Origin of the sequence: Lysinibacillus sp. OL1, assembly GCF_004332175.1 — a bacterium.
Lineage (GTDB): Bacteria > Bacillota > Bacilli > Bacillales_A > Planococcaceae > Lysinibacillus > Lysinibacillus capsici.
In genome coordinates this window covers 270,639-290,777 of sequence record NZ_SJDS01000001.1, presented here as the reverse complement: position 1 = coordinate 290,777, position 20,139 = coordinate 270,639, and the positions used below count along the sequence as shown (strand labels likewise).

Annotated in this window: 23 protein-coding genes; 4 read left to right on the top strand and 19 right to left on the bottom strand. The window is 39.8% G+C overall.

Annotated features, from left to right (window positions below; translation table 11 throughout):
- Nucleotides 1-397: 397 nt before the first annotated feature.
- From EW028_RS01520 to EW028_RS01510, 3 genes are read left to right on the top strand one after another with little or no spacing between them, the layout of a single operon-like run.
- Nucleotides 398-718 carry a PadR family transcriptional regulator gene (locus EW028_RS01520; protein WP_131519680.1) on the top strand — a complete coding sequence of 107 codons (321 nt, stop codon included), beginning with the start codon at nt 398-400 and terminating at the stop codon, nt 716-718.
- Nucleotides 711-1,316 (top strand): DUF1700 domain-containing protein, encoded by a 606-nt coding sequence (locus EW028_RS01515; protein WP_131519679.1) that lies wholly within the window; start codon nt 711-713, stop codon nt 1,314-1,316. The genes EW028_RS01520 and EW028_RS01515 overlap by 8 nt, the downstream gene beginning before the upstream one ends.
- Complete coding sequence (locus EW028_RS01510) at nt 1,317-2,153, top strand: DUF4097 family beta strand repeat-containing protein (RefSeq protein WP_131519678.1); 837 nt, start codon at nt 1,317-1,319, stop codon at nt 2,151-2,153.
- A 607-nt stretch (nt 2,154-2,760) separates the two neighbouring features.
- Here the strand turns inward: EW028_RS01510 and EW028_RS01500 are convergent.
- The 6 genes from EW028_RS01500 to EW028_RS01475 all read right to left on the bottom strand — a co-directional run bounded on the left by EW028_RS01500 (nt 2,761) and on the right by EW028_RS01475 (nt 7,794).
- Entirely contained in the window at nt 2,761-3,744 is a 984-nt protein-coding gene (locus tag EW028_RS01500) for a biotin--[acetyl-CoA-carboxylase] ligase (protein WP_131519677.1), read from the bottom strand.
- A gap of 155 nt (nt 3,745-3,899) precedes the next feature.
- A complete protein-coding gene (locus EW028_RS01495) occupies nt 3,900-5,072 on the bottom strand; it encodes a CCA tRNA nucleotidyltransferase (RefSeq protein ID WP_131519676.1) in 1,173 nt (390 codons plus the stop codon).
- Nucleotides 5,059-6,204 carry an N-acetyl-alpha-D-glucosaminyl L-malate synthase BshA gene (bshA, locus tag EW028_RS01490; protein WP_004232695.1) on the bottom strand — a complete coding sequence of 382 codons (1,146 nt, stop codon included), beginning with the start codon at nt 6,202-6,204 and terminating at the stop codon, nt 5,059-5,061. Before bshA ends, EW028_RS01495 begins: the two co-directional genes overlap by 14 nt.
- A gap of 33 nt (nt 6,205-6,237) precedes the next feature.
- Nucleotides 6,238-6,642, bottom strand: coding sequence for a methylglyoxal synthase (gene mgsA / locus EW028_RS01485; RefSeq protein WP_131519675.1), 405 nt, complete (start codon nt 6,640-6,642; stop codon nt 6,238-6,240).
- 19 nt (nt 6,643-6,661) lie between these two features.
- Entirely contained in the window at nt 6,662-7,459 is a 798-nt protein-coding gene (gene dapB, locus EW028_RS01480; protein WP_131519674.1) for a 4-hydroxy-tetrahydrodipicolinate reductase, read from the bottom strand.
- On the bottom strand, nt 7,459-7,794 hold the full coding sequence (locus tag EW028_RS01475) for a nucleotide pyrophosphohydrolase (RefSeq protein WP_054550714.1): 336 nt from the start codon (nt 7,792-7,794) through the stop codon (nt 7,459-7,461). Before EW028_RS01475 ends, dapB begins: the two co-directional genes overlap by 1 nt.
- Nucleotides 7,795-7,909: 115 nt before the next feature.
- Between EW028_RS01475 and EW028_RS01470 the strand changes: the two genes are divergently transcribed.
- Complete coding sequence (locus EW028_RS01470; protein ID WP_131519673.1) at nt 7,910-8,779, top strand: YitT family protein; 870 nt, start codon at nt 7,910-7,912, stop codon at nt 8,777-8,779.
- Between the two features lie 56 nt (nt 8,780-8,835).
- On the opposite strand, the gene EW028_RS01465 is transcribed toward EW028_RS01470, so the two are convergent.
- The 13 genes from EW028_RS01465 to aroB all read right to left on the bottom strand — a co-directional run bounded on the left by EW028_RS01465 (nt 8,836) and on the right by aroB (nt 20,138).
- Nucleotides 8,836-9,510 (bottom strand): zinc metallopeptidase, encoded by a 675-nt coding sequence (locus tag EW028_RS01465; RefSeq protein ID WP_036077718.1) that lies wholly within the window; start codon nt 9,508-9,510, stop codon nt 8,836-8,838.
- Nucleotides 9,511-9,570: 60 nt separating this feature from the next.
- Entirely contained in the window at nt 9,571-10,167 is a 597-nt protein-coding gene (gene lhaT, locus EW028_RS01460; protein WP_131519672.1) for a lipoprotein heptaprenylglyceryl N-acetyltransferase LhaT, read from the bottom strand.
- A 263-nt stretch (nt 10,168-10,430) separates the two neighbouring features.
- Nucleotides 10,431-11,198: a menaquinol-cytochrome c reductase cytochrome b/c subunit gene (locus EW028_RS01455; protein WP_004232669.1), complete on the bottom strand. Its 768-nt coding sequence runs from the start codon at nt 11,196-11,198 to the stop codon at nt 10,431-10,433.
- A gap of 41 nt (nt 11,199-11,239) precedes the next feature.
- Nucleotides 11,240-11,914, bottom strand: a complete 675-nt coding sequence (gene qcrB, locus EW028_RS01450; RefSeq protein WP_004232663.1) for a menaquinol-cytochrome c reductase cytochrome b subunit — start codon at nt 11,912-11,914, stop codon at nt 11,240-11,242.
- Between the two features lie 19 nt (nt 11,915-11,933).
- The gene (locus EW028_RS01445; RefSeq protein ID WP_004232660.1) at nt 11,934-12,440 is read right to left on the bottom strand and encodes a QcrA and Rieske domain-containing protein; all 507 of its coding nucleotides are present in this window, start codon (nt 12,438-12,440) and stop codon (nt 11,934-11,936) included.
- A gap of 154 nt (nt 12,441-12,594) precedes the next feature.
- Nucleotides 12,595-13,044 carry a DUF2487 family protein gene (locus EW028_RS01440; RefSeq protein WP_131519671.1) on the bottom strand — a complete coding sequence of 150 codons (450 nt, stop codon included), beginning with the start codon at nt 13,042-13,044 and terminating at the stop codon, nt 12,595-12,597.
- 141 nt (nt 13,045-13,185) lie between these two features.
- A complete protein-coding gene (locus EW028_RS01435; protein WP_048389838.1) occupies nt 13,186-13,743 on the bottom strand; it encodes a ReoY family proteolytic degradation factor in 558 nt (185 codons plus the stop codon).
- 14 nt (nt 13,744-13,757) lie between these two features.
- Entirely contained in the window at nt 13,758-15,026 is a 1,269-nt protein-coding gene (locus EW028_RS01430; protein WP_004232654.1) for a tetratricopeptide repeat protein, read from the bottom strand.
- A gap of 96 nt (nt 15,027-15,122) precedes the next feature.
- On the bottom strand, nt 15,123-16,409 hold the full coding sequence (gene aroA, locus EW028_RS01425; RefSeq protein WP_131519670.1) for a 3-phosphoshikimate 1-carboxyvinyltransferase: 1,287 nt from the start codon (nt 16,407-16,409) through the stop codon (nt 15,123-15,125).
- A gap of 59 nt (nt 16,410-16,468) precedes the next feature.
- Nucleotides 16,469-17,566 carry a prephenate dehydrogenase gene (locus EW028_RS01420; protein WP_131519669.1) on the bottom strand — a complete coding sequence of 366 codons (1,098 nt, stop codon included), beginning with the start codon at nt 17,564-17,566 and terminating at the stop codon, nt 16,469-16,471.
- Nucleotides 17,563-18,663 (bottom strand): histidinol-phosphate transaminase, encoded by a 1,101-nt coding sequence (gene hisC / locus EW028_RS01415; protein WP_131519668.1) that lies wholly within the window; start codon nt 18,661-18,663, stop codon nt 17,563-17,565. Before hisC ends, EW028_RS01420 begins: the two co-directional genes overlap by 4 nt.
- Nucleotides 18,664-18,681: 18 nt before the next feature.
- Nucleotides 18,682-19,050: a chorismate mutase gene (gene aroH / locus EW028_RS01410; RefSeq protein ID WP_004232646.1), complete on the bottom strand. Its 369-nt coding sequence runs from the start codon at nt 19,048-19,050 to the stop codon at nt 18,682-18,684.
- Nucleotides 19,047-20,138, bottom strand: coding sequence for a 3-dehydroquinate synthase (gene aroB / locus EW028_RS01405; RefSeq protein WP_131519667.1), 1,092 nt, complete (start codon nt 20,136-20,138; stop codon nt 19,047-19,049). Before aroB ends, aroH begins: the two co-directional genes overlap by 4 nt.
- Nucleotide 20,139 lies beyond the last annotated feature (1 nt).

Sequence of the window (20,139 nt, the reverse complement as noted above, 5' to 3'; positions counted from 1 at the left end):
ACAGAAAAACCCTTCTGGCCGAAAACAGACAGAAGGGTAGTGTGTCGTTCAATGATAAAAAGACCCCTGAAAGAGGCAATAGCTTACAAAATGAAAGCTATATTTGAACGTATCGTTTTCTTCCGTCCCTGTCTAAAAGATCAAGGCAGATATTTGATAGTATAGTCTATTGCGTTTTTGAAGGTGCCGTTCACAATGGATACTGCCCTTCGCACATACTATAACAGATTTTCCTATTAATCTTCAAATATTATTTTCTTACAATATCTTCGTCTAACAACATTGGAAAAAATTTTCTTTTAGAATTGACAATCAATGTTATACGTCATATACTATCCACATACTATATGCCATATAATATAAAATGAAGTATAGGTATTACATGTGAGGTGAAAAGATGACATTTCAGCTTGGTTCAGCTTTACTTGATGCTTGTGTACTGGCTATTGTTGAGAAAGAGGACGCCTACGGTTATTCTTTAACACAGCAGGTACAATCAGTCATGGAGATTTCAGAGTCTACACTGTATCCTGTATTACGCCGCTTACAAAAAGCGCATTACTTAACAACGTACGATCAGCCTTATCAAGGTAGAAATAGACGCTATTATCAAATTACAGAGCAAGGACGTATACGATTATTAGAGCTATTAAAAGAATGGAAAATGTATAAGGAAAAGGTTGATTGTGTACTTTTAGGAGGGAATTTAGATGGATAGAGCAAGCTATTTGAAACAGCTACGAGGAAAATTACGTCGGCTTCCTGCGCATGAGTTAGACGCTGCGCTTGCCTATTATGAAGAATACTTTGAGGAAGCTGGAGAGGAAAATGAGCATCAGGTCATTTCACAACTTGGCTCTCCTTCACATGTCGCTTCACAAATATTAGCTGATTTCGCATTAAAGGATTTAGAAACCTCCTCGGCAAAATCAACAAAAAAGAATATGTCTGCCATTTGGCTCATTATTCTAGCTATACTGTCTGCGCCCCTTTCATTGCCATTACTTGCAACAGCCATTGCACTCATTTTTTCATTTGGCGCAGTCATTATCAGCTTAATCTTTGCTATTGTCGCAACTGTTATTAGTATATTTGCTGGTGGCGTTGTGGCGATCATTTCAGGTTTCTTAATTTTAACAGAGCATTGGCCGACCGCACTGCTCTTTATGGGTGTCGGGTTAATCGTCACGGGTTTGGGAGTCCTACTGTTCCCAGTTGTTGCTCGTGTTATCAAGAAAACCGTTGTTGTCTCTGTTGAAACACTCGGCCGACTATTTCACAAAATGACAAAGAAACGTAAAAAGGGGGACTTCTAAATGACGTCAAAAAATACCCTTATTGCCATGACAATGATTGCATTAGGCATTCTACTCGCATTGATTGGCTATTTTTCAGGGGGGCGCTGGCTGATTCTAAAAGATTCAGAGGGTCTCTATGTCCCAAGTAATACTAAATTAGTAAGTCAGTCTTATGCTTTAGATGCATTCACAAGTATTAATATCGTAAATGATTATGGAGATGTGGAGATTGTTGCAAGTGATAGTGACTATAAATTAGACACAATGGTCCTTGAGCAAGAAGATGTAACATATCATATTGATAACGGAACTTTAACCATTGAAACAATGGCAAAGAAAAAGGATGGTTTTCAATTTGGCTTCGGTAACCTCTCTTCCCCTTCAATCAAACTCTATGTCCCAAAAGATACAAAAATAGAGGCGATTGTGATAGAAAGTAAGTTTGGCGATACAGCCATTCATGGGCTCCAGTATCAGCAGCTTAATCTCATCCAGGATTATGGGGATATTACTTTCAACAGCACGACGGGTGACAAAACAGAGATTAGGCAGTCCTTTGGTGATTTGACGCTTCAGCAACTTACTAGTAACGGCTTCACTATTGAGAGCGAGCATGGAGATATCGATATAGATGGCACATTAAATGGGCAAACAACCATTACCTCTAGTTTTGGCGATACAACGCTTCACTTACAAAACAAACAAAGTGATGTAGGCTATGCTCTCAAAACAGACTTCGGTGATGTGACCATTAATGATGAAGAACAAAGTGGCACCGTGACTCAGGTAACGAAGGATGAGCACCAACTGAATGTTTCCTTATCACATGGTGATATAGATGTGTCACTAAAATAAAGAATAGACAGTAAAAGAAGCTGCAAGTATAGGACATTACTTGCAGCTTCTCATATTGTTGAAAAACAAAACCATTAATAGAATTTTTGTGAAAGGTGAAAATGGTTTCCGTTGCAGGCTACTTGCTTTCCTGTGGGCGAGCGCCGATCCCACGGGAGTCAAGTAGCCTTCCACTTCAACCTACAAAAGTGTTACCTTTTAGCAAAGGTTTTCAAATAAAGTGAAGGTGTTCACGACTCTTTATGAAGAGGTGCTGTTACGCATGACTTCCCCACATTGAAAATAAGAGTCTATCGATTCTCTAATAATACAAATAATGGATTATTTTGTTCGCTACGGCCAGTATGAAAGATAAAGCAAAGACACTTTTGCAGATTGGTTGATTGGAGTGGAGCCAGCGTCACTCCTAGGGGATTTAGCGTCACAGATGAGACCCTGGAGCGAACGTAAGTGAGTGAAGCGGCTCATCGGACGCCCCCTGGAAAGGATGCTGGCGGAACGGAAATCAACCCCTCACCTTGCAAAGTTGCTTTTTCTACCGTTGACATCATCTTTTTGCAACAACATGAGAAGCTGCAAGTACAGGACATTACTTGCAGCTTCTTTTTTATAATATTTTGATATCTCCCGCATAGATCGTTCGAACCGTTCCATCGTCCTGTGTCAGTTGCAGAACACCATCGTCTGTAATGCCACTGGCAACCCCTTCAAAACGTTCGCGTATCGTCGTTACCTCTATACGTTGACCAATTGTACAAGACATTTGCTGCCATAGTGTCTTTAGACTCGCAAAACCTTCTTTAACGTATAGTTCTGTAAATTGTTCTAAATAGTGTAAGATAGAGGCCACAAGTGCTGCACGATTGATTTCTTCCCCAGCTTCTAATCGTAATGAAGTGGCAATATCCGCAATATCAGGTGAAAAGTCAGCTGCTGCTTGGTTCGCATTTATGCCAATTCCAACAAGTAAAGCTTGCACAAGATCCGCCTCTGCTTGCATCTCGGTTAAAATCCCCGTACATTTTTTGCCATTAATCAATAAATCATTGGGCCATTTAATCGCTGGCTCTACATCTTTATATAAGGTTTTAATGGCCATTGTGACAGCTACTGCCACCACAAGTGTATAGGATGAGGCCTGTTGGGGCGTAACATCTGGCCGAACGATAACGGTCATCCAAATACCTGTCCCATGTGCAGACTCCCAAGGACGAGCCATACGACCACGCCCCGCTGTTTGCTCCTCACCAATAATAATTGTACCGTGTGGAGCTCCTTCCTGTGCAAGCTTATGCGCAATTGTTTGTGTTGAATCAACTACATCGTAATAATGGATCTCACGTCCAAAATGCTCTGTCTTTAAAAAAAGCTTAATCTGTGTGGGGCTCAAGCTATTTGGTACACCTGTCAATACATACCCCTTTTTCTTAATTGTATCAAATGTATACCCTTCCTCTTGTAATGTTTGCATATGCTTCCAAACAGCGGTTCTTGAGACACCAAGAGAATCTGCTAATTCCTGACCTGAAACCGCTTCTCCATCAGCAGCCAATATTCTTTTTAAAATTTCGTCCTTCATGGAAATTGTCATCTTCACATCAATCCTTTAGTTAACTGTACTCTTGTTATGTAACTTATTTTGTCTTAATCATACTGTAAATTAACGTAAATGACCACCAACGATAGGAATTTAATGAAGCCGTCTCCCTTTTCGGGAGACGGCTTTCACCTATCATGTATTCGGCTTTAAGTAAGATCCTGTTGCTCCAGCCAGCTTTTAATCTGTTGTCGATCATTTTGAAGTTCATGATGAAGAATGGCTGTCAGCAGATCTTCCAATGCGGCTTTTACCCACGGCCCACCCTTTTTGCCAGACCATTTCAGTAAATCAGCCCCATTCACCACTAATTCTTGCTTATGTTGAATCGGTAGCTTTGCCTGTAATTCTCGGATAGATTGTTGAGGTATCGAAGCGTCTAATTGGCGAAGTTGGGCAAAATATTGTGCAGCCTCTAGTTCTTGCTCTGTGTAATAAAAATAATGGCGATTTGTCCAACCATCTTTTAAAGCGTCATAAGCGGTTAAAACGGAATTAATAAACGCCATTTCCTTATTCGATAATCGATAATCGCGCACTACCTCACGCCATGCTGTTCCTTGTAGTAAGGCAAAGTATGCCCAGCCAAGAAGGGCATCTTTTGTTTGGAAATTATGCCATTGAGCAGTTTGAAAATCACCTGTTAAATAGGCCGTTAATCCACTGTCCTCTAGTTTTTGTATACCCCCAAAAACTGTTTGTCCTACCCAAAGCTTATCAAGCTCTGCTTTAATGCGTTCTTTTGCAATAAAGCCCAAATCAGCAGCCCTTTGCTGGATGGCTGCGAATGTATTCGCCTCGATTGTAAAATCAAGCTGTGCAGAGAAGCGAATCGCTCGCAGCATCCTTAAAGCATCTTCTGCAAACCGTTTTTCTGCCTCTCCTACCGCTCGTATAACGCGCTTTTCAATATCTTGTTGTCCACCATAATAATCTACAAAAGAGCCATCACGACGCATGGCAATGGCGTTCATTGTAAAATCTCGGCGTTGTAAATCCTCTTTTAGAGATCGAACGAAATGGACATTTTGTGGTCTTCGATGATCTGTATATTCCCCATCTGTCCGATAAGTGGTCACTTCCACAGGTCCAGCGGGTACGATAACAAGTACCGTCCCATGCTGAATCCCAATATCTACAGTCTTCTGAAACACAGTTTTTACTTCTTCAGGCAAGGCATTTGTAGCCACATCTACATCATGGGCAGGACGATCGAGTAAAGCATCTCTTACAGCTCCACCAACAATAACTGCTTCAAATCCTGCCTGTTCTAATTGTTCAATGACTGAATAGGCTGCTTGCCATTCTTTATTGTTTTGCATGATTTCTTTCCGCAACCTTCTCGTACAGATTTTCATATTGTTCCACAATTTTGGATGAGTGGAATTTTTCACTTACTGCACGGATGGCCGCTTCTCGGAAGCGCAGTAATTGTTCTTCATCTTGCAGTAAATGGGTTGCATACGCCGCAACTGCCTCTGTATCCCCTAATTCCACGATATAGCCGTCTACACCATGCTCAATGACTTCTGGAATACCACCTACATTTGTTCCAATACAAGGTACACCACAAGCCATTGCCTCTAATAACACCAGTCCAAACGATTCTTGCTGTGATAATAATAGCTTAAGGTCACTAATCGCATACAGTTCAGCTAAGTTTTCTTGTTTCCCTAAAAATAAAACATCCTTCATATACGGACTTCCTTTTACTTGGTCCATGACACGATGCTTTTCTGGGCCATCACCTACTAATAAGAGCTTTGCTTTCATGTTGGCACGGATTTTCATAAAGGCGTCTACAATGTGTGGAAGGTTCTTTATTTTACGGAAGTTTGATACATGAATGAGGACTTTTTCATCTTCTTGAATACCAAATTGCTCTTTTAAGTTTCCTGAATTTCGTGGGAAGTATTCGCGTTCGTCCACAAAGTTATAAATTGTTTCAATTGGTTTTACTGTATCAATCAGTTCATAGGTTTGTTCTTTTAATGCCTGTGACACGGTTGTCACAATGTCAGATTTATCAATCCCATACTTAATGGCCTGTGAGAGCGTGGAATCTTGCCCAAGCACCGATATATCTGTGCCATGAAGGGTTGTAACGATGCCAATATCTCGGCCGCTCATTTCACGTGCTAGCACCGCACATACTGCATGTGGGATGGCATAATGCACATGTAGCACATCCAACTCTTCATCCTTGATGACGTCTGCCATTTTACTCGCTAATGCAATATCGTATGGAGAATATTGAAATACTGAATAATTATTAACTTCGACTTCATGGAAAAAGACGGTTGGATAAATTTTATTCAATCGAAATGGTACGCTTGAGGTGATGAAATGAATTTCATGTCCTCTTTCTGCAAGCATTTTGCCTAATTCTGTTGCAATGACACCAGAGCCACCAACTGTAGGATAACAGGTAATGCCTATTTTTAGCTTTTTCATTCGATGATCATCCTTTCTGAATCACGTCTTTTGTTAATTGCGTCTTTCTTGTATCAGTCTCCAATCCACAAAGCCTTCCTGTAGGCCTTTTAGTAATATTTCTGCTGTTCCCATATTTGTTGCCAGTGGCACTTGGTAAACATCACAAAGACGGATTAGTGCAGAAACATCTGGCTCATGTGGTTGTGCTGTTAAAGGATCACGGAAAAATATCACCATGTCCATATCATTATTGGCAATCATTGCGCCAATTTGTTGATCGCCACCAAGTGGCCCTGAACGAAAACGTGTAACTTCCAAACCAGTAGCTTCGATGACACGTTGTCCTGTTGTGCCTGTAGCATATAGTGTGTGTTCTTTTAAAATATTTTGGTAAGCAATAGCAAACTGTACTAAATTATCTTTTTTACGATCATGTGCAATCAATGCGATTTTCATATAGCTTCCATCCCAATCTTTAGATGATGTTTTCTAAACCATAAACAAGCTGATCCATTTTCATAACCTCTTCTATGCAAAATGCAACACCCGACATAAAAGAATTACGGTTTAATGAATCATGGCGAATCGTTAGTAGCTGCCCATCCCCTCCAAATAATACTTGCTGGTGTGCCACTAAACCAGGTAAACGTACGGAGTGAATGCGCATACCGTCAAAATCTCCACCTCTTGCACCTTTAATGGTTTCTTGCTCTTCTAGATGTCCTTGTGCCTTTGGCGTACGGACCTCTTGTATTAACTGTGCCGTTTTCACCGCTGTCCCAGATGGTGCATCAAGCTTCTGATCATGGTGCATTTCTATAATCTCTACATCTGGTAAGTATTTGGCTGCTTCTTTTGCAAACTTCATCATTAGGATAGCACCAATCGCAAAGTTTGGTGCAATAATGCAACCTAACTCTTTTTCTTTGGCCATGGCTGATAATTCCTCTAGTTGTGCATCTGTAAATCCTGTTGTACCAATTACAGGTCGTACATTTAAATTCAGTGCTTCCTTTGTATGTTTGTAGACTGCATGTGGATTAGTTAAATCCACTAATACATCTGGTGCAGTTGCTTCTACAAGATCATGCATTTCTGTAAATATAGGCACTGTATAGCTTGCTGGAAACATATCTAAATCAGCTAAAGTTTTTCCTACTTCCTTATAATCTAGTACAGCTACTAATTCCATTTTGTCATGTTTCATGACCGTATGTACAGCCTCAGCTCCCATTTTTCCTCTTGCTCCCGCAATTGCTACACGAATCGACATCATTCTTCATCCTTTCTAGTCCAGCGATCCTTATCTCTAGTTTCAAATTTATGTATGACGCGTAAAAGTGCTTCATCTAGTTTAATACCTTGGGCATTTGCAAAACAGACTAGTACAAAGAAAAAGTCTCCTAATTCCTCTTCAATACTGTTTATATCCTCTGTACTCTTTTTCTTTTTCTGTCCATAGACATCCTGTACTTCGCGTGAAAGTTCGCCTAATTCTTCTGTTAGACGTGCAAGTAATTCAAATGGTGGAAAATAGCCTTCTTTAAATTGTCCTATATAGTCATCGACACGCTGTTGTAAAGCTTGCATTGTTAGTTGATCTGCCATAAAAATCACACTCCTATTTACCATCGTATAAAATTTACACCATTGTTGTCAAAACCAATAAAATGTCAGATAATAGATAACACTACTTCATTTGTTTGGAACTACAGGAGGTCAAATGCTAAAACAGATTAAAATACGTAATATTATCGCGATTATGCTCGGAGCAGCAGTTTTCAGCTTCGGCTTTGTTCACTTCAACATCCAAAATCAACTGGGTGAAGGTGGACTAAGTGGGATTACACTCATACTATATTTTACATTAGGATGGGACCCCGCCTTAATGAACCTGTTATTAAATATTCCCATGTTTATCATAGGTTATCGATTACTTGGAAAAAAATCATTTGTCTATACGCTTGTCGGCACTTTATCCGTATCTCTTTTTCTAAAGATTTTCCAAAAATATCAATTTACCATCCATTTAGAGGATGACATGTTACTTGTAGCACTTTTTGCTGGTGTCTTTGTTGGATTGGGACTTGGGATTGTCTTTCGTTTCGGTGGCACTACAGGTGGTGTCGATATTTTGGCACGACTAGGGCATAAATATTTTGGCTGGAGTATGGGGAAAACCATGTTTGTCTTCGATGCCATCGTCATCATTCTTTCTTGGCTGACGTTCTTGGATGCTCGTTCCATGATGTATACATTAGTAGCCGTATTTGTTGGAGCCCGTGTCATTGACTTTGTACAAGAAGGTGCTTATGCGGCTCGTGGTGCGCTTATCATATCAGAAAAGTCTGGAGACATTGCTGAAACAATCGCTCTTCGAATGGAGCGTGGTATCACCATTTTAGAAGGACATGGTCATTTTACGAAACAACCTAAAGAGGTGATTTATTGTGTAATTGGCCGCAATGAAGTTGTACGGTTAAAATCTATTGTGCATGAAGTTGATCCGCACGCATTTGTTTCCATCATTGAAGTACGAGATGTGGCAGGAGAAGGCTTCACACTAGACGATCAAAAGCAGCCCCTTCATTAAGCATACGAAGATAAAAAACTTGCTATAGTGGTGTACCACTATAACAAGTTTTTTTCTTAGTCGTCGCTACGCATATTGGTAAAAATTAAAATTAAACGCAATAACTCTAGTACAGCTACCGCTGCCGCTGCTACATATGTTAATGCTGCAGCACTTAATACTTTTCGTGCTGGGCGTTCTTCTTCATTTGTAATAATGCCAAGTGAATTCATTTGAACTAATGCTCGCTTTGAGGCATCAAACTCCACCGGAAGTGTCACTAATTGGAAAACAACACCTGCTGCTAATAATATGATACCTAATAGCAAGAAATTCGTACTACTCGCAAAAATACCAATCATGACAAAAATCCAAGACGCATTTGAAGAAATATTTGCCACTGGGACTAGCTTACTACGTAATGTAAGCATGGAATAAGCTTCTTTATGTTGGATGGCGTGACCTACCTCATGGGCAGCAACCGCAGCACCTGCAACACTTGCTTCATAAAAGTTACTTTCTGATAAAGCCACAGTTTTGGTTGCCGGATTATAATGATCAGACAACACACCTTGTGTTGGCACAACTCGTACATCATATAAGCCGTTTGCATCTAAAATCGCACGCGCTACCTCTGCACCAGTTTGCCCCTTCATTGTACGTTGCTTTGCAAATTTATTATACGTACCCTTTACCTTCATTTGAGCATAAAGTGGAAGCAGCATAATAATCACAAAATAAACAATATACATGCTCGTTGACAATTTTCTAACCCCTTTCTACCTCGATACTATAATTCTATAATTTATACCCTAATTCGGCAAATATTTGCGCCACCTAATTGAGAAAATGGCAAGTAAAATACATGCAATTGATAACCAGAATGTAAAGTAACCAATATAGTTTGTGTAATTGGCTAAATCTCGATACATAGGCATTTGCCCAAATACATAGTCAATGACATCATTATGCAATGTCCAAACAGCAGCTATTACAACATGCCAATAAGTGAAGACATATTTCTTCATATATAGTACAGCTTGTACGGCCATGGCAAAATGTGAACCAACTAACATCCACCCCTGCCAGCCAATAGAACCTGTTTCAATTAATGTCCAAATATTCATCACATCTGCCCATAAGCCATATTTCACCAACGTAACAAGGGCAAGTACTTCCATCAGTGGCCAGCTTTTCCCCATAATCCAAGCTATTAACACAAAACAAAAGAATAAACTGGCTGTCGGGCTATCTGGAACAAAAATATAAAAAATAGGCTCTGTGATAGCAAGCTGCCACCCATACCAATAATAGCCATAAATTGTACCTAGTAGATTAACAATTAGTAGTGCAATCAAGAATGATTTATGGGTCAGAAGGTACCAAATATTTGCTCTTGTTAGTTGCATGATGTTAACTCCTTCCGATAAAAACAATCCATTATTTATGTATGGTCTGAAATTCTAGAGTTTTACTCTACCTTTCAATTGTATCTCACCATCAATATGTGTTATTTTATTGTTTTAATTCGCTTACTTGTTTCAGGAATACATGTTTTTTCGACATCTTTCGCTAAAAATCCTTTATACAAGGGAACCTTTTTGTATGGCTTCCAGTCCCAATAGTATAACAAGGTAGAAAAAAAAGAGCCAGTTTCCTGACTCTTTTACTACTACTCTGCTTTTAAGCTTTCGATGAATTCAGCAAGTTTTTGAAGATCTTCATCTGAACCTGTCCATAATCCTGGTGGCATGTTACCGCGACCATTATGAGCAATGTCCTTAATCTCATCAGCTGTTAAACCTGTGTTCATTAGAGACGGCGCACCTGCTCCACCTTCTAAGCCTTCACCGTGACATGTAATACATGCAGAACCAGCGTATAGTTTATAACCTTCCGATTCTTTATCGAATTCAACTGTTTCTACGATTGCACCCATAGCTTTTTGAGCTTCCCAGTCATGGTTAACAACTGACTCCCAAGTTAGGTAGAACATAGCAGCTAAAGTTAATAACATAAACGCTGTTGGCAATGGACGTTTAGATGGACGACGTTCTGGACCCTTGTCTAAAAATGGCATTAATAATAGCGCTCCAAATGCAAGACCTGGAATTACAATAGCTCCGATTACATTGTATGGACCAGAAGCAAATGAGTATTTTAAAAGTTGATACATAAATAAGAAGTACCAGTCCGGTAGTGGTGTATATGCTCTAGTTGGATCTGCCGGCCCTTCAAGTGGTGACGGGTGAGCGACAGTTAATAATAAGTATCCAATTAAAAATACAGCACCTACCATCCATTCCTTCAGTAAGAAGTTCGGCCAGAAAGCTTCCGTCTTACCTGGATATTCGGAATAATCCTTTGGAACATTCGGCATTCTGTGATTCGCTTTAATACGAGAATCGCCGACAAATTTCATTCCTTTTCCGCGATGCATAGTGTCCCCTCCTTTTAAAGATCATCGAACCGTCAAGACAATTACAACGGTCCTGAAATTCCTTGACGACGAATCATGATAAAGTGCGCTGCAAGTAACCCAAACAATACTGCAGGTAAGAAGAATACATGAATCGCAAAGAATCGAGTTAACGTTTGAGCACCAAGAATCGTTGTGTCACCCGCTAATAATACTTTAATCATCCCACCGATAAACGGTACAGATGCTGCAATTTCGATACCTACTTTAGTAGCGAATAATGCTTTCATATCCCATGGTAATAAGTATCCTGTAAATCCAAGACCCATCATTACACCAAAAATACCTACACCAACCATCCAGTTTAACTCACGAGGTTTTTTATAAGAACCTGTGAAGAATACACGAAGTGTATGTAAGAACATCATTACGATAACTAATGAAGCTCCCCAGTGGTGCATACCGCGTACGATTTCACCAAATGCTACTTCGTTTTGTAAATAATAAACTGATTTCCAGGCATTCACAACGTCTGGTACATAGTACATTGTTAAGAACATACCAGATAGAATTTGAATTACTGTGATGAAGAATGTTAATCCACCAAAGCAGTAAACGAATGCTGAAAAATGATGTGCAGGGTTAACGTGCTCTGGCACTTCGTGGTCGGCAATATCACGCCAAATCGGTGTAATATCTAGGCGTTCATCGACCCAATCATAAATTTTATTTAGCACTGTTGTCGTACCCCCTTACTTATTTAACTAGAGAATTTGCTTTAGCTGGACCAATCATTAAATAGCCATCTTGTTCTTGTACTTCAAATTCATCCAACGGACCTAGAGGCGGTGTACCTGCAATGTTTTTCCCGTTTTTCTCATAACGTCCTGCGTGGCATGGACAGAAGAATTGACCTGGGTGTGCAGAATCTCCATTCCAGTCAACCATACATCCTAAATGCTTACAAACAGGTGAAAGGGCAATGATTTGATCGCCACTTTTATAAACCCAAGCTACATCTGTAACCTGTGATTTATACCATGCATCCACTTGTTCATATGAAAAGTCCACTTTTACAGGCTCTTCAGTCAAGTCAGCGATTTTATGCTCTGTTTTTACAAAATCCCCACCCTCATGCTTTTGTAGCACAGGATCAATTGCAAAGCGAAGCATTGGCATTAGCATACCTGCCGCCATAAATCCACCTACACCAGTAAGAGTATAACTTAGAAATTGACGACGTGAAACTCGATTATTACTCATTATTTTCCCCCCTCTAACTTAAAGGTCAGTCCAACGGACATACTTTTACAAATAGTAATACTAGGACATATATATGATATATCAAGTCCATAGCTTGGTCAATATAGCATTCTGTGGAAAGCTGGAGAATGTGAACATTTATTGAAACTAATTGTTAAATCTGTGCCCATTTAGTCGAAAGCATTGGAATCACTTGTCGCAATTGATCTTCTAGAATGGATTTTTTCACACTGACATCCATACTTTCTAAAGGAATCGCTGGTAACCAAATCATATTGACTATCTCTCCACTCTTTGTCCAATAATGGTCACAAGTAATGAAGAACACATGCTTAAATCCAGCATTATGTAATTGTGCTTCTAATTGCTGTGGTAAATCATCGTTTTTTAAAGTTGTCATATAAGAAAATGGTGGCATGACTAGTAGTCGACCTTTAAACTGCTGCTCTATAAAAGAAGTTAAAGACATGACAAAATCTACCTCGGCACCACTTTGTTTCATTTTTTCAGAAGAGAGATCAATGGATACAAGTGGAACAACCGCGGTATCAATAAAATCTTTTTGTGCCATAAACGATGTTACATCGTTTGCATTAAAATACATTCAACAAACCTCCTTTTATCGCAAAATAAAAATGTCCTTTTCCACTCTTCAATAGGATACCCAATTAAAAGTGAAAACAATCATTCACTAGTAATGTTACCATATTGAAATGGATAAAGGACATTCAATTTTTACCTATAATTAACGTAAATTAGCCGTTTCCTTCAATGCTTGTAACAAATTAGACAATTCATAAAATCGCACTTCATCTCCCTGGTCGAGGGCTTCATCAATTTGTGCAAGTAATTTCTCTTCTTGGAATACGAGTAAGCTATTGGAAAGCAGCTCTTCTGCCAGTACACGATCTTTTTCACTGACGAGCAGTGTTTCTGGCATATAAGGGTTTTCTTCAAGAACTGCTAAGTATTGTGCACTTGGTGGTATATTAGGAAAATTCAATTGTATATACATATCTTCTTGTTCATGTAAGCGTAAATCATGGAAAGACTTCTCAGCATCTGCCGTCATCACATTGCCTTTATAGAAACGAAAAGGCACACCTGTTGAGTCTACTGTTGACATCACCATTGCCCTAGGACAATAGTGAGCTTCTTCCACAAAACGGATTCTTTTTAACAAGTCATCATTACTTAATAGGTAATTTAAAATCCATACACACTCACGACGTTTCAATTGATAATTTTTTAAAAACCATCGAACAAATGCTTTTTTATCAACAACTGATACAGAAGCAGTCATACCCACTCCCTCCTTTACTCAAATTCTAAGGTTTCTAACTTCTCCTGCCACTCTGGTTCACCCGGTTGAATGTTGATTAATTGTCCAAGAACCTCTTTTGCCTCTGAACGCTTTCCTTCTTCTAATAAGAAGTAAACATATTTTTCTAAAAATGTTGCGTCTTCCTTAAAATCATTATATGCCAAACGGTAAAATTCGTATGCACGGTCGTACAATTCTAAATTTTCATATGCCTCTGCCGCAAAAGGATATAAAGTGCTCCATTCAAAATCATTTTGCTGTAATGTCTCAAATAACTCGATTACATCCTCATGGCGCTCCTGTTGTCCAAACACTGAAATAAGTGCTAGTACCGCTTCCATATATTCAGGATCGAGCGCTATAGCTTCTCTCAGATGTTGCTCAGCTTCTTCTGGCAAACCATTTTTCAATGCCATTTTACCAGCGAATAAATAAAGCGATTTATCATATTCATCACGCTTTAACCCCTCTTGAATGGCAGCATAGGCTTTTTGATTATCCTCTGTCATTGCATAGCTTTCCGCAAGCAATAAATAGGCTGAGAAGTAATCAGGATCTAATTCTTTCAATTCCTCTAGTTGTTTAATAGCCATCTCGTATTTTTGTGACTGGAAGGCTGAATAAGCAGCTCCAAATAAAATATCGGGCTTTACTTCATCTTCAAGGGCTTTGACATAATAATCGAATGCCGTCTCATAGGCTGCACCTGCACGATAAACCTCCGCTAGTCGTTCAACAAGTTGAATACCAGCAAATTCATTTTGCTGCTCATATAAGTCCTCATACAGTCTTGCTGCCTCTAAAAAACGACCTGTTTCAAATAAAAGTTCTGCTTTCGCAAAATGTAATAATGGCTCGTCTGGTAAAATCGCTAATGCTTCATTTATACGCTTTTCTGCAACCTCAAATAACCCTTGCATTTGATAATAATCAGCTAATACCAATAATGCCTGTGGATATTCTGGTGAGGTTTCTTCAATTTCTAATAATAAATCTAATGCTTCATCTTCATTACCAAGCTCCATTAGGACATTGGCACGATCTATTTTTAACTGTGCTTCTTCTGGGAATAAAAATTGTAAATGCTCCAGCACACGGTCAGCTTCCTTCATGTACCCATACTGCATAAAAATCTCAGCAAGTGCATAGATCTCCTCGGGTAGCTCCTTCATTAAAAATGATTCTAGTAGCTGATCTATTAATGCTAAATCCCCTTGTTCAAGTGCTTGCATCATTTCAGTCATCGCATTGTTCACAGTCATTCACCTATTCTTTCGTTGATACCTTTATGCTACAAAACATTTACCTCTGAAACAAGAAAAAACTCCCCAAAAGCTTGGAGAGCCTCTCTTTAATTGTTACTTCACTGCCTCAATATGCTCAAAGAACGATGGGTAGGATACAGCAATGCATTGTGCATCATCTAGTGTAACAGCTCCGTCTGTTAGTAAAGCTGCAACAGCTCCCATCATGCCGATACGATGATCGCCATAGGTTTGAAGGTTTGCTCCTTTTAAAGGCGTTGGTCCCTCAATAATCATACCATCTTCTGTTGCTTCAATCTGGGCACCAAGTTTCTTCAATTCAGTCACAACAGCCGTGATACGGTCAGTCTCCTTCACCTTTAGCTCCTCGGCATCTTTAATGATCGTTTGACCATGTGCTTGCGTAGCGAGTAATGCAAGAATTGGAATTTCGTCAATTAAACGAGGAATAATATCTCCTTCAATTATTGTACCAGTTAAAGAAGATGTGGCGATTTGGATTGTTGCTGTTGGTTCAGCTTGATTATCATCATTTGGTGTTAGTGTCATCGTGGCACCCATTTTTTGCAGCACCTCAATAATGCCATCACGTGTTGGATTAATACCCACATTATTTAGTGTTAGCTGACTATTTTTGCAAATGGCTCCTGCCACTAAGAAAAAGGCAGCCGATGATATATCTCCTGGCACAGAAACATGCGTCCCATTGAGAGCTTGTCCTCCTTCTATCGATACTACGCCATTATCTACTTCTACATGTGCACCAAATTGACGCAGCATTCGCTCTGTATGATCTCTCGAAACATCCATTTCTCTAACAATAGTTGTTCCTTCAGCACGCAAGCCCGCTAGTAAAATAGCAGATTTCACCTGTGCACTTGCTACAGGCATCTTGTAATCAATGGCTTGTAATTTTGTACCTTGAATGGCTAGCGGTGTATATTGCCCGTCTGCACGCCCTGTAATTTGTGCACCCATCTGACGCAGTGGATCTATAACACGTCGCATTGGTCGCTTTCCGATGGATGCATCACCAGTCATGACTGAATGAACATTAGAACCAGCTAAAATGCCTAGCATTAAGCGTGTTGTAGTACCAGAGTTACCCGTATACAACACTTCTGTCGGCTCCAGCCAACCATTGATTCCTGGACTATGAATGGTTACATTTGTTCCTTCCACCTCAATTTGAACGCCAAGTTTCTGGAAGCAATCGATTGTGCTTAAACAATCTTCACCTAATAAAAAGCCCTCTACTGTCGTTGTCCCACTAGCAATGGCCCCAAACATCACGGAGCGATGAGATACAGATTTATCGCCTGGAATGGTTAAAGCGCCCTGTAAAGAAGGTTTGTTGTATTGCAATACTTTTTCACTCATGAACTTTATTCCCTCCAATATGAAGATAGAAAGCGCCGAAATACCGACGCTTTCTTATGCTAAGAAATATACGTTTCGAAATTTGCTCGTTTTTGAATACATGCTGCAGCACGTTCGCGATCATTTTCACTTTGGAAGCTAATGACTAGAATACCGAAAACATCTTCTCGTGATTCGACGATGCGTAGATTCGTAATACTAATTGCTTCATCTGCTAAAAAGCCTGTCACTTCTGAAATAACACCTGGATAGTCAGGAACATCAACATATAAGTCGAAGGGTGTATACATAGCCCCTGCACTAATCGGTAATTCATCTCTCAGTTCTTTGGCAACAGCAAAATAGTTTTCAATATCCTGTGAAGAACCATCTGTCAGCAGTTCCTTAATGCGTGTCATTTCTTTTTCCCAGCCATCTAATTGCGTGAGTAGCTCCTCGCGATTTTGCAGCGTAATATCTCGCCATAAAATGGGATTCGAAGAGGCGATTCGTGTCACATCACGGAAACCTCCTGCTGCAAGAGAACGTGTCATTGGGTACTCGCCATTCTCTCCACCTAATTGATGGACAAGTGAGGCAGCAATAACATGTGGGAAATGACTCACCACAGCAGTCATGTGATCATGTTCACTGGCAGATACACTGACTACTTTTGCATGTGTAAATTTTAGCAAACTTTCAAGCTGTGCCATATGAATAATTTCTTCTCCAGCAAGCGGTGTAAGCATGTAATATGCATTTTCAAAAAGATGCGCCTTTGCAGCCAGCACACCACTTTTATGAGACCCCGCCATTGGATGTCCACCAATAAACGTTATGCCAAGTTCTCGTAATTCGCTGGCTTTTTGCATAATTAATTTTTTTGTACTCCCTGTATCTGTTACAATGACTTTATTTTTCAATGGCCATGATTTTAATTGCTCCATCCAATCCAGTGTTGCATTAACGGGCGTCCCGAAGATAATAACATCAACATCAGCCGCAACAGCCAGTGGATCTGCGACAATCTCATGCACAATATTTAATGTTTTCGCATGCTCGCGTGTTTGAGCGTCCATGTCATAGCCAATAATTTTTGTTTCCGGTGCTTTTTGCAAAGCAAGGGCAATAGAACCTCCGATCAATCCTAGCCCTATCACGAGTACTTTGCGTGTCATGCAAATACCCCTTGTTGTTTTAACACTTCATCAAGTTGGCTAAGCAATGCTGCATTTTGAGCCTCTGTTCCAATTGTCACACGGATAAATCCTGGTAAGCCTAATGCATTACCACTGCGCACGATAAAGCCTCTTTTCATCAGCTCTTGGAAAACAACATCACTATCAGCATGGGTATCAAAGAAAATAAAGTTTGTATCAGATGGGAAGTATTTTAAATTATGCTTGTCACAAAATTCTACATATTGTTTTTTGCCTTTTTCATTGGCTTCACGGCAGGCTTCAATATAATCTTGGTCACTAAGTGCAATGGCAGCAACAGCTTGACTTAAGATTGTATTATTGAATGGTGCACGCACAGGATCAAGCTTAGCAATAACATCAGGTTGACCAATAGCATAGCCAACGCGGAACGAAGCTAAGCCATATGCTTTAGAGAATGTACGCAATAAAAGAACATTCGCATATTCATCAATGATTGGTAACGTATCCTTGTGGTCTGGATGTGTAACATATTCAATGTATGCCTCATCAAGCACGACAAGGACATCGCTTGGAACCTTTGCAAGAAAGGCACGCAATGCAGCATCAGGAATGACAACTCCTGTAGGATTATTGGGACTACATACCCAAACAATAGAAGTTTGGTCATCAATTGCAGCCAACATTGCCTCTAGATCATGTGCTCCATCTTGACAAGGCACTTTACGTACTTCAGCACCTTCAATTTCAGCATTGTGCCAGTATTGAGAGAAGGAAGGGTCGGCCATAACCGTGTTTACCCCTGGATACAACAGAGCACGAGTAATAATAGCAATGATGTCATCAGAGCCGTTACCAAAAAGAAGCTGTGTCTCTTTCACACCTAGATGATTTGCCACAGCAGTACGTAGGTTTTGTGCATAGCCATCTGGATAAAGTGCATGATTCACTGCATTATTTTGTAAATAAGCTGTTACCTTAGGTGAGCACCCGAATGGATTTTCATTCGATGCCAATTTAATAACTTCCTTTAAGCCATATTCACGTTGCACTTCTTCAATTGGTTTACCTGGCTTATATGCTTGCATACCGTCCAATTGTTGTTTCCACTTCATCTAAAACATCTCCTCTACTTATTTAGCCTGAGCCAAATCTGGTCTTAATTTCACTGCATCATTGAGATACAAGTGCTTTACATCTTTTTGGGCAACCTCTACATTTGCATGTATTAATACACGAATACATAATGGTAATGCTTCTGGCACATCCATTTCATGTGTACACATAACAGGGACATATTGCCAGCCATCCATCAAGCGTACTGCACGAGCAGGAAATGCTGAGGTAATATCTGGCGTTGTTGAAATGAGGATCGATGCGATATCATCAATGTCCACATTATTTGCTGCCACAACCTCACGCACTAATCTTGCTGTCTCATCCCATACAAGCTCTGGCTTGTCAGATTCAATTGTTATTGCTCCTCTAAGTCCACGAATCATACAAGCACCTCCGCTAATAACTGTCTATATTCAGCATCTATTTCTTGACATTCTTCTAAATCAATAGCTTTGACAAAAGGATTTCCAATTTTCTCCAAAAGAACAAATTGTAAAATGCCATATTCCGCTTTTTTATCTTTCATTAGGTAGCTAGATAATTGTTCAAATGAATAATCACTCACAGCCTTAAAAGGATAGCCGTTTTTTATCGCAAACTGTAAAAAGGATTGGGTGAACGTTCGATCAATTTCTCCATATCGTTCACTCAATAGAAGACAATAGACGAGTCCAATCATAACCGCCTCACCATGAGCCACTTTGCCATAACCCGCAGCTGCCTCAATGGCATGTCCATATGTATGGCCTAGGTTTAAAAACTTTCGAACGGATTGCTCTGTTTCATCCTCAGCAACAATTTGTGCTTTCACTTCAATTCCTTTTTTTAGTTGCTTTGCTAGTTCATTTTGATTAAAATGGATCACCGAATCTCCTGTCATTAATTCCTCCAGCCAGTTCGGGTCAGAAATCATGGCATGCTTAATTAACTCTGCTGTTCCTGAACGTACCTCACGCTCTGATAAACTTTCTAAAAGAGCTGTATCATATATCACACCCTCTGGCTGATAAAATGCACCAATCATATTTTTTCCTAGTGGATGATTAATGGCCGTTTTTCCACCGACTGCCGAATCATGCGCTAGAATAGTTGTTGGAATTTGAATAAACGGAATCCCACGCATATAGGTTGCCGCAACAAAACCTGTTAAATCACCAACTGCTCCTCCTCCAAAAGCAAAAATGAAGGATTTTCGGGAGCATTTTTGCTCTAATAGAAATGTTTGAGCAGCGTTGTATTGATCAAAGGTTTTGCACGCTTCTCCACCTGGCAAAATAAAGACCTCAAAGTGGTACGGGAAATTTGCTTTGAAGTACTCTCCCTGTGCTGCCCAAACATTGACATCTGTAAACACAAAGAGCTTATCCGCTTTTTGAAGTTTATCAGCAAATGCCTCCACAGCTTCAGTTAGAAATTGATGCCCAAGAACAACTTCATATTGATGCGATTTTGTTGCTACTGGTACACGCATA

Coding starts and splice junctions, on each gene's coding strand:
- EW028_RS01495 (WP_131519676.1), bottom strand. CDS start 5,072: ATGCAAAACAATAAAGAATGGCAAGCAGCCTATTCAGTCATTGAACAA.
- hisC (WP_131519668.1), bottom strand. CDS start 18,663: ATGAAGTGGAAACAACAATTGGACGGTATGCAAGCATATAAGCCAGGT.
- EW028_RS01470 (WP_131519673.1), top strand. CDS start 7,910: ATGCTAAAACAGATTAAAATACGTAATATTATCGCGATTATGCTCGGA.
- lhaT (WP_131519672.1), bottom strand. CDS start 10,167: ATGCAACTAACAAGAGCAAATATTTGGTACCTTCTGACCCATAAATCA.
- EW028_RS01430 (WP_004232654.1), bottom strand. CDS start 15,026: ATGACTGTGAACAATGCGATGACTGAAATGATGCAAGCACTTGAACAA.
- aroA (WP_131519670.1), bottom strand. CDS start 16,409: ATGAGTGAAAAAGTATTGCAATACAACAAACCTTCTTTACAGGGCGCT.
- EW028_RS01465 (WP_036077718.1), bottom strand. CDS start 9,510: ATGTATATTGTTTATTTTGTGATTATTATGCTGCTTCCACTTTATGCT.
- EW028_RS01445 (WP_004232660.1), bottom strand. CDS start 12,440: ATGAGTAATAATCGAGTTTCACGTCGTCAATTTCTAAGTTATACTCTT.
- EW028_RS01435 (WP_048389838.1), bottom strand. CDS start 13,743: ATGACTGCTTCTGTATCAGTTGTTGATAAAAAAGCATTTGTTCGATGG.
- aroH (WP_004232646.1), bottom strand. CDS start 19,050: ATGATTCGTGGACTTAGAGGAGCAATAACAATTGAATCTGACAAGCCA.
- EW028_RS01500 (WP_131519677.1), bottom strand. CDS start 3,744: ATGACAATTTCCATGAAGGACGAAATTTTAAAAAGAATATTGGCTGCT.
- EW028_RS01440 (WP_131519671.1), bottom strand. CDS start 13,044: ATGTATTTTAATGCAAACGATGTAACATCGTTTATGGCACAAAAAGAT.
- EW028_RS01455 (WP_004232669.1), bottom strand. CDS start 11,198: ATGCATCGCGGAAAAGGAATGAAATTTGTCGGCGATTCTCGTATTAAA.
- mgsA (WP_131519675.1), bottom strand. CDS start 6,642: ATGAAAATCGCATTGATTGCACATGATCGTAAAAAAGATAATTTAGTA.
- EW028_RS01520 (WP_131519680.1), top strand. CDS start 398: ATGACATTTCAGCTTGGTTCAGCTTTACTTGATGCTTGTGTACTGGCT.
- bshA (WP_004232695.1), bottom strand. CDS start 6,204: ATGAAAAAGCTAAAAATAGGCATTACCTGTTATCCTACAGTTGGTGGC.
- aroB (WP_131519667.1), bottom strand. CDS start 20,138: ATGCGTGTACCAGTAGCAACAAAATCGCATCAATATGAAGTTGTTCTT.
- EW028_RS01420 (WP_131519669.1), bottom strand. CDS start 17,566: ATGACACGCAAAGTACTCGTGATAGGGCTAGGATTGATCGGAGGTTCT.
- EW028_RS01475 (WP_054550714.1), bottom strand. CDS start 7,794: ATGGCAGATCAACTAACAATGCAAGCTTTACAACAGCGTGTCGATGAC.
- dapB (WP_131519674.1), bottom strand. CDS start 7,459: ATGTCGATTCGTGTAGCAATTGCGGGAGCAAGAGGAAAAATGGGAGCT.
- EW028_RS01515 (WP_131519679.1), top strand. CDS start 711: ATGGATAGAGCAAGCTATTTGAAACAGCTACGAGGAAAATTACGTCGG.
- EW028_RS01510 (WP_131519678.1), top strand. CDS start 1,317: ATGACGTCAAAAAATACCCTTATTGCCATGACAATGATTGCATTAGGC.